General features: G+C 42.9%; 19 protein-coding genes. 7 read left to right on the forward strand and 12 right to left on the reverse strand.

Annotated features, from left to right (window positions below):
* The first annotated feature begins 27 nt into the window (after positions 1–27).
* Together ACVPPQ_RS00530 and ACVPPQ_RS00535 are read left to right on the forward strand one after the other, a co-directional pair.
* Positions 28–792: an exodeoxyribonuclease III gene (locus ACVPPQ_RS00530; protein ID WP_463494965.1), complete on the forward strand. Its 765-nt coding sequence runs from the start codon at positions 28–30 to the stop codon at positions 790–792.
* Positions 793–827: 35 nt separating this feature from the next.
* Complete coding sequence (locus ACVPPQ_RS00535) at positions 828–1,364, forward strand: 3'-5' exonuclease (protein WP_463494967.1); 537 nt, start codon at positions 828–830, stop codon at positions 1,362–1,364.
* Between the two features lie 168 nt (positions 1,365–1,532).
* Here the strand turns inward: ACVPPQ_RS00535 and ACVPPQ_RS00540 are convergent, their stop codons facing one another.
* The 5 genes from ACVPPQ_RS00540 to ACVPPQ_RS00560 form a co-directional block, all read right to left on the reverse strand.
* The gene (locus ACVPPQ_RS00540) at positions 1,533–2,435 is read right to left on the reverse strand and encodes a DMT family transporter (protein ID WP_463494969.1); all 903 of its coding nucleotides are present in this window, start codon (positions 2,433–2,435) and stop codon (positions 1,533–1,535) included.
* Between the two features lie 18 nt (positions 2,436–2,453).
* Positions 2,454–2,981, reverse strand: coding sequence for an N-acetyltransferase family protein (locus ACVPPQ_RS00545; protein WP_463494971.1), 528 nt, complete (start codon positions 2,979–2,981; stop codon positions 2,454–2,456).
* Positions 2,971–3,438, reverse strand: coding sequence for a tRNA (adenosine(37)-N6)-threonylcarbamoyltransferase complex ATPase subunit type 1 TsaE (gene tsaE / locus ACVPPQ_RS00550; protein WP_463494973.1), 468 nt, complete (start codon positions 3,436–3,438; stop codon positions 2,971–2,973). The genes ACVPPQ_RS00545 and tsaE overlap by 11 nt, the downstream gene beginning before the upstream one ends.
* Before the next feature lie 138 nt (positions 3,439–3,576).
* Positions 3,577–4,566 (reverse strand): phosphate acetyltransferase, encoded by a 990-nt coding sequence (pta, locus tag ACVPPQ_RS00555; protein WP_463494975.1) that lies wholly within the window; start codon positions 4,564–4,566, stop codon positions 3,577–3,579.
* A gap of 78 nt (positions 4,567–4,644) precedes the next feature.
* Positions 4,645–5,343: a uracil-DNA glycosylase gene (locus ACVPPQ_RS00560; RefSeq protein WP_463494977.1), complete on the reverse strand. Its 699-nt coding sequence runs from the start codon at positions 5,341–5,343 to the stop codon at positions 4,645–4,647.
* 115 nt (positions 5,344–5,458) lie between these two features.
* On the opposite strand from ACVPPQ_RS00560, the gene ACVPPQ_RS00565 reads away from it, so the two are divergent.
* Together ACVPPQ_RS00565 and ACVPPQ_RS00570 are read left to right on the forward strand one after the other, a co-directional pair.
* A complete protein-coding gene (locus ACVPPQ_RS00565) occupies positions 5,459–6,346 on the forward strand; it encodes a Cof-type HAD-IIB family hydrolase (protein ID WP_463494979.1) in 888 nt (295 codons plus the stop codon).
* Between the two features lie 4 nt (positions 6,347–6,350).
* Positions 6,351–6,869 (forward strand): LURP-one-related/scramblase family protein, encoded by a 519-nt coding sequence (locus tag ACVPPQ_RS00570; protein ID WP_056950305.1) that lies wholly within the window; start codon positions 6,351–6,353, stop codon positions 6,867–6,869.
* 209 nt (positions 6,870–7,078) lie between these two features.
* On the opposite strand, the gene ACVPPQ_RS00575 is transcribed toward ACVPPQ_RS00570, so the two are convergent.
* From ACVPPQ_RS00575 to ACVPPQ_RS00585, 3 genes are read right to left on the reverse strand one after another with little or no spacing between them, the layout of a single operon-like run.
* Positions 7,079–7,642 (reverse strand): GNAT family N-acetyltransferase, encoded by a 564-nt coding sequence (locus ACVPPQ_RS00575; protein WP_463494981.1) that lies wholly within the window; start codon positions 7,640–7,642, stop codon positions 7,079–7,081.
* Positions 7,643–7,700: 58 nt separating this feature from the next.
* Entirely contained in the window at positions 7,701–8,372 is a 672-nt protein-coding gene (locus ACVPPQ_RS00580; protein ID WP_463494983.1) for a beta/alpha barrel domain-containing protein, read from the reverse strand.
* Positions 8,373–8,385: 13 nt separating this feature from the next.
* Positions 8,386–9,792 carry an aminotransferase-like domain-containing protein gene (locus tag ACVPPQ_RS00585; RefSeq protein ID WP_463494985.1) on the reverse strand — a complete coding sequence of 469 codons (1,407 nt, stop codon included), beginning with the start codon at positions 9,790–9,792 and terminating at the stop codon, positions 8,386–8,388.
* 117 nt (positions 9,793–9,909) lie between these two features.
* Here ACVPPQ_RS00585 and thiD point away from each other — a divergent pair, with 117 nt between their 5' ends.
* The 3 genes from thiD to ACVPPQ_RS00600 are packed head-to-tail and all read left to right on the forward strand — an operon-like array spanning position 9,910 to position 11,790.
* Positions 9,910–10,725 (forward strand): bifunctional hydroxymethylpyrimidine kinase/phosphomethylpyrimidine kinase, encoded by an 816-nt coding sequence (gene thiD, locus ACVPPQ_RS00590; RefSeq protein ID WP_463494987.1) that lies wholly within the window; start codon positions 9,910–9,912, stop codon positions 10,723–10,725.
* On the forward strand, positions 10,715–11,215 hold the full coding sequence (locus tag ACVPPQ_RS00595; protein WP_463494988.1) for an ECF transporter S component: 501 nt from the start codon (positions 10,715–10,717) through the stop codon (positions 11,213–11,215). Before thiD ends, ACVPPQ_RS00595 begins: the two co-directional genes overlap by 11 nt.
* 11 nt (positions 11,216–11,226) lie before the next feature.
* Positions 11,227–11,790, forward strand: coding sequence for a TIGR01440 family protein (locus ACVPPQ_RS00600; protein ID WP_463494990.1), 564 nt, complete (start codon positions 11,227–11,229; stop codon positions 11,788–11,790).
* 150 nt (positions 11,791–11,940) lie between these two features.
* Here ACVPPQ_RS00600 and ACVPPQ_RS00605 read toward each other — a convergent pair whose 3' ends face one another.
* The 4 genes from ACVPPQ_RS00605 to ACVPPQ_RS00620 form a co-directional block, all read right to left on the reverse strand.
* Positions 11,941–12,597, reverse strand: coding sequence for a bifunctional 4-hydroxy-2-oxoglutarate aldolase/2-dehydro-3-deoxy-phosphogluconate aldolase (locus tag ACVPPQ_RS00605; protein WP_463494992.1), 657 nt, complete (start codon positions 12,595–12,597; stop codon positions 11,941–11,943).
* Between the two features lie 79 nt (positions 12,598–12,676).
* Positions 12,677–13,423 carry a sugar phosphate isomerase/epimerase family protein gene (locus ACVPPQ_RS00610; protein WP_463494994.1) on the reverse strand — a complete coding sequence of 249 codons (747 nt, stop codon included), beginning with the start codon at positions 13,421–13,423 and terminating at the stop codon, positions 12,677–12,679.
* An 11-nt stretch (positions 13,424–13,434) separates the two neighbouring features.
* Positions 13,435–14,331 (reverse strand): aldose 1-epimerase family protein, encoded by an 897-nt coding sequence (locus tag ACVPPQ_RS00615; protein WP_463494996.1) that lies wholly within the window; start codon positions 14,329–14,331, stop codon positions 13,435–13,437.
* Between the two features lie 3 nt (positions 14,332–14,334).
* Positions 14,335–15,288 (reverse strand): sugar kinase, encoded by a 954-nt coding sequence (locus ACVPPQ_RS00620; RefSeq protein ID WP_463494997.1) that lies wholly within the window; start codon positions 15,286–15,288, stop codon positions 14,335–14,337.
* Positions 15,289–15,291: the final 3 nt, after the last annotated feature.

The following is a 15,291-nucleotide window of genomic DNA, read 5'->3' on the forward strand; positions in this document are numbered from 1 at the left end:
AATAGGGATTAGAAATGAGGCGAGACTATGAAATTAATCTCTTGGAACGTCAACGGTCTGCGGGCAGTCTTAAAAAAGGATTTCCTAGCGACTTTTAATCAATTAGACGCTGATTGGTTCTGTCTACAAGAAACCAAGATGCAAGCCGGCCAAGTCGAACTCGATTTACCCGGTTATTATCAATATTTCAACTATGCCGAAAAAAAGGGCTATTCAGGCACCGCTATTTTCACCAAACACGAACCCTTACAGGTGACTTACGGTATCAATCACCCCGAACATGATCAAGAAGGGCGCGTGATTACCCTTGAATACCCCAACTTTTACGTCATCACTTGTTACACCCCCAACTCGCAAGGTGAATTGAAACGACTCCCTTACCGTTTGACTTGGGAAGCCGCTTTTAAAGACTATGTCAACCAATTAGCGACTCAAAAAGCCGTCATCTTCTGTGGCGATTTAAACGTGGCCCATGAAGCGATTGATTTAAAAAATGATCGCACAAATCACCACAGCGCCGGTTTCTCAGATGAAGAACGGCAAGCCTTCTCAACGCTACTCGCTAGTGGTTTCACGGATAGTTTCCGTTATTTCTATCCCGACCAAGCCGACAGCTATTCTTGGTGGAGCTACCGATTCCACGCACGTGATAACAATGCTGGTTGGCGGATTGACTATTTCATCACCTCTAACGATCTCCAATCCCGTTTAATCGACGCCAAGATTCACAACGACATTTTTGGTTCCGATCACTGTCCCATCGAACTTGACACCCAGGATTTATTCGCTTAAACTAAGCAAACCGATTATCAAAGTGAGGCGTTTTTATGAATTTTATTGCAATGGATTTTGAAACCGCCAATGGCCAACGCCACAGTGCTTGTTCATTGGCCTTAGTGGTCGTCCGTAACAACCAAATCGTCGATCAATTTTATACCTTAATTAAACCGGAAACCTATTTTAGTCCCCGGAATAGCCAGATTCACGGGATTTATGAAGCCGATGTCGCCCAAGCGCCTAAGTTCAACCAAGTTTGGCCGCACATCGCCCCCTTCTTTACGCCCAACCGATTAGTCGTCGCTCACAATGCGAACTTCGACATTGGAGTCTTACGGAGCACGCTCCAACATTATGATATTCCTGAACCCCATTATTTAGCGCTTGACACGTTAAAAACCAGTCGGCGGCTCTATCCGCAATTTGAGAACCACAAATTAAACACCCTCTGTGCCAATTTAGCCATTCCACTCGAAAATCATCATAACGCACTCGCCGATAGCATCGCCTGTGCGCAAATCCTGATTAAAGAAGCCAACGACTTTGGCGTTGAACCATTGAAACAAGCGACTAAGTTAATTGGTTAATTGAACATGACAAAAGGCGGCCCTCAATTGAGGGCCGCCTTTTTAGCGAATGGTAGATTAAAGCAAAAATTGATTTTTTAGTAAACAAGCTGTAACAATTTGATATTTCAATCAATGAAATACGCTTCTATCTCCATCTATTAGTGTACCATAAATCAGTTCACTATATTAACTTATCTTCTTTTTAGGTGACCAACTTAAAATAAAAACGGTACTGATGACTAATAAACCGCCCAATATTTCCCAGACATTCAAACTGGTCTTCAAGAAAAGGACCGTGCCAATCGTCGCTGCCAATGGTTCAAACGTATTTAATAACCCGGCCGTGGTTGGCGTTAAGTAGCGTAAACTGCCTAAAAAACAAACATTGGCCAGTGCCGTCCCAAAGATGGCGATGAATAAGACGCTCGCGACCGTCGCAAAATTCAACGGTGGCACTGCGCGCCAAAACGGATGAATGATCGTAAAAGCAACGCCGCCAATCAGCATTGCCCACCCGACAACAATTAACGTCGCGTATTTTTGAAATAGTTTGACCGGAATCAACGTGTTGAGAGCCCCTGAAAAAGCTAGATATAGCCCTAAGCCTAGTGCGCTCCCGGAAATCGCTAAATGGGTCAGCTGGCCTTTGGTGACTAGCAACCACGTCCCCAATAATGCGATGACGACGGCGATTAATTCCGCGCGACTCGGTGCCCGACGATATAAAACCAGACTCAAGATGATGATCATAATCGTGCCAAGTTGTTGTAAGATCGTGGTGGTTGGTGCGTTACTGGCTTGGATCGTTAAAAAATAAAAGTATTGAACAGCCGATAATCCCAACAAAGCAAAAGCGAATAATCGCCCTAAATCTTTTGGTTGTCGCCAAATGGTAAAGACTTCTCGCGGTTGTTTAATCAGCGCATAACCAATCAAGAAAATCCCGGAAAGCCCCATTTTGACGCCCATCAACCATTCTGGTGCAATTTGCGTATCCGTGAATAACCATTGTGAGACTGGCCCTTGAACGCCCCAAAAAATGGAGCCGATAATCGCCAAATAAATCCCTTTAATTCTATTTTGTACCAACTCAAAAATCCCCTTGCTCTATCCAATATTGATTAATTTAACCATTTGTAAAACCGGCAGCCAGCCGAGTTGTGGCTCTTGATACCCAGCCGTTAATTCTGCTTCGACAGTAAAGCCAAACTGACGGTACAACGCAATGGCGTGCGTATTCCGCGCTTGGACGGTCAATTCCAGACGACGCGGCATTGCGGTTTGTTGCACCGCGTCCATTAATTCGGTCATTAACTGCGTGCCAATCGATTGATGCCAATAGTCTTGAACGACCGCAATGCTCAATTCACCGATGTGCTGCAACCCCGGTTCTGGTGCACTAACTAACCGGGCCGCCCCGATGATTTGTTGGTCGTTAGTGGCCACCCAACATTGGTCTCGCGGTTGTTCTAAAATCGACGCAATCGTTAACTGCCATAGTGCAACGGTCCATTCCGTTTCCTCGACGGCAACCGGCACTAAGTTCGTTTCTTGTTGAATCCGGCGTAGAAATTCACGATAGCGCGCCGCATCGCTGACGGCAATTCGCCGAATAATCACCCCATTAATCGCCAAAACTAGTTTGAACTAACGCTAAATAACGTGGTCCGCGTGGTTCTAAGACCAAGTTGCGATCATTATCGACTTGATCGACCTTATTAAAATGAATCACCAAATAATCAGCCGGTAATTCATCGGCAATGAATTGACTCCATTCAATCACACTAACCCCATCGCCATCGAAATATTCCTCTAAACCTAAATCACTAGCCCCGGTTTCTTCTAACCGGTAAACGTCCATGTGATATAACGGTAACCGACCTTCTTGGTATTCACGAATTAACGTAAACGTGGGACTTTTAATGTAGCGTTTAATCCCTAAACCCTGCGCTAACCCTTTCGTAAAAGTCGTTTTGCCCGCTCCAAGATCGCCATCTAGTAGGATAACGTCCCCCGCTTGTAGATTTTTACCGAGTTGCGCAGCGATTTCAATTGTCGCTTCTGGTGTATTCGTTTTAAATTTAGTTTGCATTTATTTGAACAGCTCCTTGTCCCTGACATCCTGTATCCATTATACAGAAAGTTACGTCGACTACCAATACCACATCACGCAAAAAAGACACAATCGGCTTTATTCTAAGCGAATTGTGTCTCTATAATCACATCGTTTTTATTTCGTTTGTAAGGCTTGAGCTGCCGTAATAATCGCTAATTTATACACGTCTTCTTCATTACTCCCACGTGATAAATCAGAGATTGGTTTGTTTAACCCTTGTAAAATGGGCCCAATCGCTTCGAAATTACCGAAACGTTGGGCAATCTTGTAACCGATGTTCCCAGATTGTAATTCAGGGAAGACGAAGACGGTTGCTTGGCCGGCGACTTTAGAATCAGGGGCCTTTTGGTTCGCAACCACTGGTACGTATGCGGCATCAAATTGTAATTCACCATCAATTGCTAAATCAGGGGCTAATTCATGCGCAATCTTAGTGGCTTCTTGAACTTTCGTGACTTCATCCCCGCGTGCTGAACCCATCGTTGAGAAACTTAACAACGCAACTTTAGGATCGATATCAAATAATTCAGCTGTTTTGGCTGATTCAACCGCAATTTCAGCTAATTCTTGGGCATTCGGGTTGATATTAATCGCACAATCAGAGAATAGGTAACGTTCGTTGTCGCGGCCGCGTTGCATAATGAACGCACCACTCGTCCGGTGAACACCCGGTTTGGTTTTAATAATTTGAAGTGCTGGTCGAACCGTATCACCCGTTGAATGAACGGCACCCGAAACCATGCCATCTGCAAGGTCCATGTAAACCAACATGGTCCCAAAATAATTAGGATCCCGTAAGATTGTTTGCGCTTGTTCTTCAGTGGCTTTACCCTTACGCCGTTCAACAAAAGCCGTCACCATTGCGGTGAAGCCCTCACTCGAATAGGTTGCTGGATCAATAATGGTAATCCCCGCTAGATTAAACCCTTTTGCGGATGCAATTTGATGAATATCAGCTTCGTTCCCTAATAAAATTGGCTTTAAAACACGATCAGCATTCAAACGCGCTGCCGCACCAATGATCCGGGGTTCAGTTCCTTCGGGAAAGACAATTTTATAATTTTTATTAGCAATTTTTGCAGTTAAACTTTCAAATAAATCCAAAACAGTGACCTCCATAAAAGCGTTTTATTTAAGAATACTACTCAATCATACAACGTTTCTAATGCTGCCACAAGTAAATTATGATAGCGCTTCATCTTTTTGAACATCGATTGGCAATTGCCAATCAATCGGTGTTTGATGCCAACTCTGTAAAAACTGATTCGTTTGTGAAAATGGTTTTGTCCCGAAAAAGCCATGATACGCGGATAAAGGACTCGGATGAACCGCCGTTAAAACGGCATTGGTTTGTTCATCAATCAAAGTTCGCTTAGCCTTGGCCGCATTGCCCCACAATATAAAGACCACGCCACCACGCTTGGATAAAGCCGTAATCGCCGCATCAGTCAGCTGTTCCCAACCATGATTGCGATGCGAATTGGCTTGTCCGTCACGAACCGTTAGGACCGCATTTAATAAAAAGACGCCTTGAGTCGCCCACGCTTTTAAATAACCGTGGTTGACGGGTTGAAAACCCACGTCCGTTGTTAATTCTTGATAAATATTGCGTAATGACGGTGGCACTTTAACCCCTGGTAAAACCGAAAAGCTGCAACCATGTGCTTGGTGTGGACCATGATAAGGATCTTGCCCTAAAATGACGACTTTAACGTCTTTAAATGGCGTCCATTCAAATGCTTGGAAAATATGGTGCATCTCCGGATATACCGTTGTTGTTTGATATTCTTGTTTTAAAAATGCATGTAATTGACCGTAGTATGGTTTCTCAAATTCAGGTGCTAATACCGTCTGCCAATCATTGTGAATAATTGTTTTCATCATCTCACCTCACAGAATAGTTTATCGTGTTTTAACGCAAGTTGCTAGAAGAATCCGCACTTGCATGCTAATATGTAGTTAAGTATCGCCTATTACGGTGACAGGAGGAATTATTTTGATTTCAATTATTGCATCCGACATGGATGGCACCCTATTAAATGATAAAATGCAAATTTCTGATGGTAATTTAACTGCGATTAAAGCGGCACAATCGGCCAATATCGAATTCGTGATTGCGACTGGTCGTAGTCGCCACGAAGTCCTACCTTTGTTAACCGGACTCGAACAAATACCAGCCATGATTACCATGAATGGTGCCCAAGTTTTCAATCAAGCTGGCGAATCAGTTTTCGACGTCGCCATCGATAAAAACATCGTCCGCATTTTAATCGATTATTTACACGCTCACGGCATCTATTTCGAATTAGCCACCAGCCAAGGAAACTTTTCTGACAGTAAAGTCCATCATATCCAAAACGTCGCTGATTTATTAGTCAATCTCAATCCTGATACGAGCTACAAAATTGCCGTTGCGCTATCCGCTTCACGACTTGAATTGATGAATATTAATTATGTAACGGATGGTTATGCCGAATTATTAACTGATTCCGACATCAAAATCTATAAACTGATTGCCTTTAGTAACGCGACAACCCCCGACTTAACCCCCGTTAAAGAACTCTGTGATCAACAAAGTCAACTAATTGTCACCTCTTCTTCAAGTAACAACATCGAAATTAACCACGTTGATGCGCAAAAAGGGATTGCCTTAGCCGCTTATGCCGACAGTCAAAACGTGCCCGTCGAAGCCACCATGTCAATTGGTGATAACTTAAATGATTTTTCGATGATTAAAGTCGCCGGGATTGGCGTGGCGATGGCCAATGCCGTGCCAACGATTAAAGGGATTGCCAACTATCAAACCAATACCAACGTCTTAGATGGGGTTGCGCGCGCCATCCATCACGCTCAGGATATCAATCAACAAGCTGAAAAGATGTGATTAAATGCCGACGTTATACATTCAAAAAACGGCTAACGCTTTACGCGGCGTCTCGACAGTTGTCGACGACCACCAAAAGCCACTGTATATTCTAGACGGTAAACACGGCTTACGCCAAGATAGTTTTGTGTTGTACACCCTCTCCGGCGATGTGCTAGGGGAGATTAAACAAATGTCGTTAGGCCTTTCACCTAGCTATCAACTTTTCCAGAATCAAGAACCAATCGCTGACCTCAAAAAAATCTGGGGCGTTTGGCACGAGTTCGTGTATGTCACCCACTTTAATTGGTTAATTATTGGTGATTTAACCCAGAATCAATACCGAATTGTCTACCACACCCAAACCATTATGCAAGTTAAACCGGTCATGATTAGTACCGGAACTGCTTTTCAACTGACAATCAGTGATGATGCTGATCTGATTCCGTGTATTCTGATTGCAGCGGTGCTCAATCGGTGGGCTTACAGTCAACCGAAAGCTTTTCTGCGCAAAGTTGGTTTAACCCTGCGCCCTAATAGCTAAAAAAGCGTCGATTTTCCGAATTGGAAAATCGACGCTTTTTTAGTGGTTAATACCTTAGAAGTTAACCGCAACCCACAGCACCTCTTTGATAACGTGCTTCTCGAACAGCCTTTTCCGGTTAACTACAGGATTCAAATTATGGTTAAACCCAACCATAATTCGTATCCTTAGGTTAATCCTCAAAGCCTAACCCGTTCGAATCAGCACCTCTAAATTTCTTTAATCATATGTTCATATCGATGATCACCAATCATTAACTCATCGGTTTTATTAAAACCCATTCGTTCGTATAACTTTTTAGCGCCCGGATTTTGTAAATCGACACTCAAACTCATTAAGCTTTCACCTTGCGCTTTTAAATAGTCAGGTAATGCTTTCAAAAGTGCCGTTCCAACCCCTTTGCCTTGGGCCATTTCACTGACGGCTAACGTATCCAGATACCATTCACCGGCTTGCACTTCCTTATCCGTAAAAAAGCGCGTTGAGGTTGGCAACCCAATTTGTGGAAATAATGGCGCTAAAACATCATCGATTGTGGCTTCTTTAGCCTCTGGAAAACCAACCGCGATTCCAAGAATCTCGCCTGCTTCTTCATAAACCAACGTATTGGCATAGCTATACCGATATTCTGGCATCTCAAAAGCTTGTTTTAATATTTTAAAAAGATTTTCAATTGGAATTTCCTGAAAGAGTGGCATTTCCATTTCTTCAAATACGATATTAATAATCGGTAATACATTTTTGGCATCAGCAACAGTTGCTTGTCGAATCATCTAAAAATTCCTCCTTAGTCAATAGATTCAGTCTAGCGAGAATCACATGATTCGTCAACTATTCTAAAGCTAACCGATAATCATTCATCTTTTTAGCGAACAATTCACCGTTAGTGGGTGGCGTATAAGTCAACGCATTGGCGCCGGCCGCAATCGTCGCCAGAATATCAGTTTCTTGTTTACCCGCCGTTGCCATAATTGGAATGGTTGGATAATCTTGGCGAATTTGCCGGATAATCGCTGGGGTTTTAGCCGCCCCGCTGACGTTTAAAATCGACACACCCGCTGCAATTTGGCTCGCATAATCCTGCTGGGCTGAAACAACCGTGCCAACAATCGGCACATCGACCACCGCGTTAATCCGTTGAATCGTTTCAATTGAAGTCGGTGCGTTCACGACGACACCAATTGAGCCCGCCGCTTCGGCCAACAATCCCATATAAGCCGAGCGTTGGCCGCCCGTTAAACCACCCCCAATCCCGTTAAAAACCGGAATATTGGCGACAGCATTGATTGCATTCATCACGGCCGGATGAGGTGTAAACGGATAAACGGCCAGTACCGCATCCGCATTCGTATTATTAACAATCGCCACATCGGTCGTAAAAATAATCGTCTTAATCTTTTTACCTAATATCTTTAAACCACCGACTTGCCTAGCAACTGCCGGCGGGCCAATCACACTCGTTTTAAGTGGCGTATAGATTTCGGGAATAAAGGGTTCAGTCATCGCTTCTACCTCCTTAAATTTCAAAAATATGTCGTAGTCGTGCCACTAATTGCGTTAAAGCCGTGTGATCCAACCGGGCAAAATTTAACCGAAAAGCCCCAATCCGGCTGCCAAATAATTCACCCGGTGCGACGGCGACTTCTTGTGCCAAAAAACGGTCAAATGAAATTGCGTGCTCCCCGTACACAACCCAAAGATAATAGCCACCACGCGGTTGTTCTATCTTCCAGTTGGGAAACGCCTTCGACAAGGTTTGATAAGTCGCTTTTGCCCGTTTTTCTAACAATGCGTTTAATTGTTGTAACTGTTCCTGAAACTGGGGTTCGACCATCGCTAAGCTCACCATTTGTTGGGCCATGATACTGGGCACTAAATCCATTTCGGCCTGGATTTGCGCTAACTGTTGGATGACTTGCGGGGTCGCCGCTAACCAACCAATTCGCGTGCTACTGCCCATGATTTTCGACAAAGAGCTGATATAAATGACATTTTCTGGATCCAACTGTTTGAGCGTTGGCAATGGTTGTTGATCAAAATTTAGCCAACCAAATACATCATCTTCTACGATTGGAATTTGATATTGTTGACAGAGTGCAATCAGCGCTTGACGCCGTTTTAAACTCATCACTTGGCCCGTCGGATTTTGATAGTTAGGATTCACAATCACTAATTTAAGTCGATGTTGTTTAATCAACTGTTCTAGTTCGGTTAAAATGAGCCCGTCAGCATCGACGTGCGTTTCATAAGTCCGCACACCCGCCACTTTAAAAAGAGCCGCTTCATGAAAGAAAGAGGGCCGTTCGATTGCCACTGCATCTCCTGGCACCAATAACCCTTGCAATACCAATAAAAGCGACTGTTGGGCGCCGGCCGTTATCAATAGTTGTGAAACTTTTAATTGGGGTGAATAATGTCGGTGAACGGCCATTAATAGTGGTTGATAACCATTTGATTGTTCTAACTGTTGTGCTTGCACAAAATCGTGCCACCTCAACGTTGGTAATTGAAAAGCTGGTACTAAATCGGGCGGTAAATCGCTGGAAAAACCATCAATCAGGGTCGGTGATGCTTGTTGAATTAAGGCCTGGTATTGCTGCTTAATGCGTTGTCCCTTCGGTAAACGTTGCGTCGTTAAATACGTATGCCAATTAACCCGCTTATGCGTTAATTGCACTAATATCGCTTCGCTAACGTAGGTTCCTCGTCCAACTGCACGTTCTAAAAAACCATTCGTGGCTAATTCGTCTAACGCTCGCGTAATCGTCGAGCGGTTAACTTTCAAGTCAATTGCTAATTGTCGTTCTGCCGGTAATCGTTCCCCCGGCAACAAACCGCCTTGTTGAATCAACTGTTCAATTAACCGTTGTAAAGCTTGGTATTTTGGCTTCTCATCTAACCCGTAGCTTGCCCAATCAATCATCTAATCACCTCTACTTACAGTGTATAAATTGGTTGGTTAAAAAACAAGCCAATTGGCTGTTTTAATTCATTTTTATTGGGGTTAAACTAAACCTATCTAATTCTAGGAGGAATTCCAATGACCAACGTCTTAACAATCGCCGGCTCTGATACTTTAGCCGGCGGTGGTCTCCAGGCTGATCTAAAAACCTTTGAAGCGTTGGGGACTTTTGGCCTCAGTGTCGTTACTTGTTTAGCCACGGTTCAAGCTAATCAGCAGTTTACAGTTTACAATATTGATTCGGCAGCCGTATTGACCCAGTTAGACGCTATTCTAGCGCACGTCCCCATCACCTATGTCAAAATTGGTTTGGTTAACGATGGCACAACACTTGAACAAATAATCTCTCGATTGTTGGCCTACCCGCAAATTAAATTAATTGTTGATCCAGTTTTAGCATTTAAAGAAGGCACATTAACACCTTCAGATTCGTACCTAAAAGTGATGCGCACTCAATTATTACCACAGGCACTGGTTGTGACACCCAATCTAATTGAAGCCCGCCAATTGAGTGGTATGACACGCATTACAAATCGGACTGAATTGGAACAGGCCGCCACAATCATCCAATCACTCGGACCTAAAAACGTCGTGATTAAAGGCGGACAGCGTCTACCGGGATCGACGGCACTTGATTTTTTAAAAACGCCCACAGAACAAACTTATTTTGAAGGGCCCCGCTTGAAGACCACCAGTATCGATGGTGCTGGTTGCACTTTTTCGGCGGCCATCACCGCTGAACTAGCCCTAAACCAGTCGCTTGAAAATGCCGTCGCAACTGCTAAAGATTTTGTTTATCAATCCTTACAAAACGGTCTAAGCTTGCGCCACCAACTAGGTAATGTTTGGCAAGTCAATCATTATCAGAAAAGAGGCATCAATGATGGTTTTTAAACCTCGTCAAATCACCTTAATTGCTATGCTGACCGCGTTAACCGTTGCGCTATCATTATTATTCATCATTCCAATCCCAGCGACTAAAGGCTTTGTCACCCTTTGCGAAGTTGGTATCTATACGACCGCGATTTTATTAAAAAATCCTGGCGGTCTGGCCGTTGGTGCGCTCAGTGGCTTATTGATTGATTTACTATCAGGGTATCCTGAATGGTGTCTCTTTTCATTAATTATTCATGGCTCACAAGGCTTCATTGTTGGTTATCTAACCAACAAACAGTCAAAACCGGTTGCCAGTCTGCGAGCGCTTCTATGCGGTAGTCTGGTGATGGTTATCGGCTATTTTTTAGCGACGAGTTGGTTGTTTGGTTGGACCGCTGGTTTTGCCTCAATAATCGGGAACATCATTCAAAACGGTTTCGGAATTGCGGTTACAATCCCATTAACCGCTAGTCTTTACAAAGCTCGACCACAATTATTTAATTCTTAGGAGTGTTTAGCATGTCAATTCAATTAACGCAAATCAAAACAGATTTAACCAACATGACGCTTGAAGTTTTAGACGCAGCTCATCTGCAACCTGGCGATCTATTCATCTTAGGTTGTTCGACCAGTGAAGTCGTTGGTGGCCATATTGGTCAAGCATCCAGCAAAGAAACGGGTGCGGTTATTATCGAAACTTTATTAACTATTTTAAAACCACGCCAAATTCAATTAGCGGTTCAAGGTTGTGAACACATTAACCGCAGTCTAGTCGTTGAAAATACGGTCGCCCAACAACGCCAACTGGAAATTGTTTCGGTCGTCCCAGCCATGCACGCGGGTGGTGCTTGTTCCGTAGCGGCCTTTGACCAATTTGAACACCCGGTTGAAGTTGAACACATTACCGCACAAGCTGGTATTGACATTGGTGACACTGCAATCGGCATGCACGTTAAGTTTGTCCAAGTGCCCGTTCGGCCTACTTGTGAAACATTAGGGGCTGCCCACGTCACCGCACTTCGGTCACGGCCAAAATACGTCGGTGGCCCTCGGGCAACTTATAATACTGATCAGATGGCTTAAACTATTCATAAAGCATCACAAAATAAATTTATACTATTGGGTGTTGGTAGATAATTTCTACCGACATCTTTTTTTGTATTTTTCGCAAAAAAAAGAAGTATCTGTCTAATCGGCAGATACTTCCAAAATACGCTCAAAAAATTAATTTTTTTAACGATTTAATCCCTGTTTGATTTCTTCAAATCTTGCGTGGTAAGCTTTCGCATTTTCTGTGACTTGGGCAAAATCCCCTTTTTCAGCGGGTCCCACTAAATTGCCACCGGCACCGACAACAACGACGCCTTTGTCGAACCAATCTGACATATTTTCAAGATTGACTCCGCCAGTTGGCATGATGTTAACTTGTGGAAAGGGTGCTTTAACAGCTGAGATAAACCCTTGACCAACAACACTACCTGGGAAGACTTTAACAATTTCAGAACCATATGTCATGGCTGTTTGGATTTCAGTAATCGTCATGCAACCAGGCATATATGGAATTTGATAAAGATTACATAGCAAAGCCACTTCTTTATTAAAGGAAGGACTGACGATAAATTCAGCACCGGCCATGATAGCAATGCGGGCGGTCGTTGGTTCGAGAACCGTTCCGGCACCGATACAAACGGCAGCATCATCTTGATATTGGGCCTTTAATTCAGCGATAATTTGGTCGGCTTGTGGGGCTGTGAACGTTAATTCAATTCCTTTGACGCCACCTTCGATACAAGCTTCAGCTGCTTTGAAAGCTTCTTCTTTAGAAGCGCCACGAACGACTGCGACGACGCCCGTATCTAAGACTTTTTGTAGAATTGATATTTTTTGCAAAAATAATCACTCCGATTTCCATATAATAAATCTACTTTTAAACTAACCATCATTTTATTAACGCAACCTATTAAAAATATTATGCCTTATTGATGACGGATTTAACTAATGTCATTTGTTTATTGACCGCTAAATCATCAGCCATTGGATATTCGATGGCAAACTGAACATCATTCGGTAAAATTTGCAATAATCGACGCCAATCATAGAGGCCAAGTTCAATATTATCTGGCGTTGTCAACTTACCTGCAGTGTTAACCGTGTTCTTTAAATGAATGTAACGCGTATAGGGTGCAAGTTTTTGAGCGGCAACAGTGGCATCTTCATTAACAAATGCCCAATTCCCCATATCATAAACATACTTAATATCAATGCCATTTGATTTGGCCGCTTCCAAAAAAGTGATCAATGGTTTAATTGTTCCGGATTGTTGACTCTGGTCATTTTCGATATTTGTCTCAATTGATTGTGTTAAATCACCGAGTACTGTCTTCAAACTACCTTTAAATTGATCAAAATTGCCGATATTAAATTTAATTTTATTAATGCCAGCCTGTTTGCCTTCTTCGTAATACCCTGCAATTTTAGGATTAAAACTGCCGTCTTCACAAAAAAGGACATCGGGGACACTGTAATTAATTAATAAGCCACAATCTTTAGCCTTTTTAGCGGTTTCTGGCAATTCTACAGCGACGTCATCAAAATATTCACGTCGCAATTCAATCCCATCAGCACCTAAATCTGCGATTGGCGCAACCATATCAATCTGTTTTTCGCCCTTCGCACGCTTGTCAGCATAAATTAATGTATTTAAAATTAATGTCATCCTATTTTCTCCTAATCATTAATATCATAATCAATTGTAAACGTCCGTAACTCGTGAGCAGCCATATGATAGTTACCAACTTTATCCATTAGTTCAACTTCTTGTCCACATTGATCTGAAACCCCATAAAATGGTTCTAAGCATAGAAAATTAGCTTTTTCATCAGATTGCGTCCAGATACACAATTGCGGAAAATCACGGAAATGGACGGTAATACCGTGGCTGCCCTTAGTAGAATGGAGTTCTAAACGATTTAACTTATTGGTTTCATTAAATACTATCAATCCATTTTTGAATAAATCACGCGTTAACGGTAACCGTTCACCGTCATATTGCGGTAATTGTAAAATCTTGCCCGTACGCAATGGGGCCCCGTTATCAAACATAAATTCATGATATGTTAGTTTTTTAGGCTTGAGGCCAAACGTTAGGTAATAATCCTCAAAACGCTCGTTCGACTTCATCGGGATATTCCACGCAGGATGTGTCCCTACTGCAAAGCTTAACGTTTCATCATTCGGATTTTCGACAGTATCAATCATCCTAATCGACTTACCATGGAGCTCAAACTGGATGGTGAATGTAAAATCAAACGGATAATACTGATGTGTTTCTTCATCCGAGTGCATCGTAAATTTCACACAGTTTGCAGCAAGTTTCTTAGCTTCATAGCGATGAAAAAAGCCGACACCATGTTGTGGCATTTCATAACGTTGACCATTCACCAAATAATGTTCATTGACTGAACGCCCAATTGCTGGAAATAAGTTAGGGGCATGTTTCGGCCATATTTTAGGATTATCTTCCCAAATATAGTTAAAACCCGTTGATTTATCAATAATTGACGTCAACTCTGCGCCAAGTTCATTAATTTCTACTTTTAATAGATCATTTTCGATAGTTTGCATCATTTATACGCTCTCAGTCTGACTAGCCATAAACGTCTTCAATTCTTTGGCTGTCGGTAACCCTTCATTGTCACTAACATTGGTCACTTGAATGGCACCAATTGCGGTTCCTCGACGAACGATATCATGCAAACTGAGACCTTCAAGTTTACCTGAAAGAACGCCAACTGCAAAACCGTCTCCAGCACCAACAGTATCCACCACGTGATCAACTTTATAGCCTGCTACCAGCATACTTTCTGAACCATCACGGGCATAAGCCCCATTAACACCATCTTTGATAATGACTGTTTTGACCCCTAAACGCTGATAAAAATCAGCGGCTTTGGCTAAGTCATCTGTTCCAGCCAATATTTTGCACTCTCCGATACCTGGTAAAATCATATCTGCACGCGTCGCCAAGTCATTGATTGTTTTAATCATTGTTTCTTGACTGGACCACAATGCGGGCCGTAAATTTGGATCAAAAGAGATATAAACACCAGCAGCCTTTGCACGATCCATTAAGCGATAAGTTGCCTTTTTAGCATCCTCAGACAATGCTGGTGGAATCCCGGTGATGTGCACTAAATCGACATCGGTAAAATCAATTGCCTCTATCTGTTCGGGTGTAATATGTGATGCAGCGGACCCTTTACGATAATATGGCGCATATGGATCACTGCCATCCGTTACTCTGTTCTTAAGTTGAATCCCGGTTCGGTAAACAGGATCATAAGTAATCCACTCCGTACCAATCTTATTATCATGTAGCTTTTTTTCAACGTAATGCCCAAATGGATCTTCTCCTAGGCGAGTCAAATAACTAACTGAATGGCCAAGTCGGGCTAATCCGATTGATACGTTGACCTCGGCACCTGAGAGACTACGTGTAAAGTGGGCAACATCTTCAAGTTTACCAGTGGTATCGGCAATCAGCAGTGCCATTGGTTCACCAAATAGAATTACTTTTTTCATAGT

This window comes from Latilactobacillus parafuchuensis, from assembly GCF_055271665.1.

Coding starts and splice junctions, on each gene's coding strand:
- ACVPPQ_RS00570 (WP_056950305.1), top strand. CDS start 6,351: ATGCCGACGTTATACATTCAAAAAACGGCTAACGCTTTACGCGGCGTC.
- ACVPPQ_RS00620 (WP_463494997.1), bottom strand. CDS start 15,288: ATGAAAAAAGTAATTCTATTTGGTGAACCAATGGCACTGCTGATTGCC.
- ACVPPQ_RS00575 (WP_463494981.1), bottom strand. CDS start 7,642: ATGATTCGACAAGCAACTGTTGCTGATGCCAAAAATGTATTACCGATT.
- ACVPPQ_RS00560 (WP_463494977.1), bottom strand. CDS start 5,343: ATGAAAACAATTATTCACAATGATTGGCAGACGGTATTAGCACCTGAA.
- ACVPPQ_RS00615 (WP_463494996.1), bottom strand. CDS start 14,331: ATGCAAACTATCGAAAATGATCTATTAAAAGTAGAAATTAATGAACTT.
- ACVPPQ_RS00585 (WP_463494985.1), bottom strand. CDS start 9,792: ATGATTGATTGGGCAAGCTACGGGTTAGATGAGAAGCCAAAATACCAA.
- tsaE (WP_463494973.1), bottom strand. CDS start 3,438: ATGCAAACTAAATTTAAAACGAATACACCAGAAGCGACAATTGAAATC.
- ACVPPQ_RS00535 (WP_463494967.1), top strand. CDS start 828: ATGAATTTTATTGCAATGGATTTTGAAACCGCCAATGGCCAACGCCAC.
- ACVPPQ_RS00610 (WP_463494994.1), bottom strand. CDS start 13,423: ATGACATTAATTTTAAATACATTAATTTATGCTGACAAGCGTGCGAAG.
- ACVPPQ_RS00595 (WP_463494988.1), top strand. CDS start 10,715: ATGGTTTTTAAACCTCGTCAAATCACCTTAATTGCTATGCTGACCGCG.
- ACVPPQ_RS00530 (WP_463494965.1), top strand. CDS start 28: ATGAAATTAATCTCTTGGAACGTCAACGGTCTGCGGGCAGTCTTAAAA.
- ACVPPQ_RS00600 (WP_463494990.1), top strand. CDS start 11,227: ATGTCAATTCAATTAACGCAAATCAAAACAGATTTAACCAACATGACG.
- thiD (WP_463494987.1), top strand. CDS start 9,910: ATGACCAACGTCTTAACAATCGCCGGCTCTGATACTTTAGCCGGCGGT.
- ACVPPQ_RS00580 (WP_463494983.1), bottom strand. CDS start 8,372: ATGACTGAACCCTTTATTCCCGAAATCTATACGCCACTTAAAACGAGT.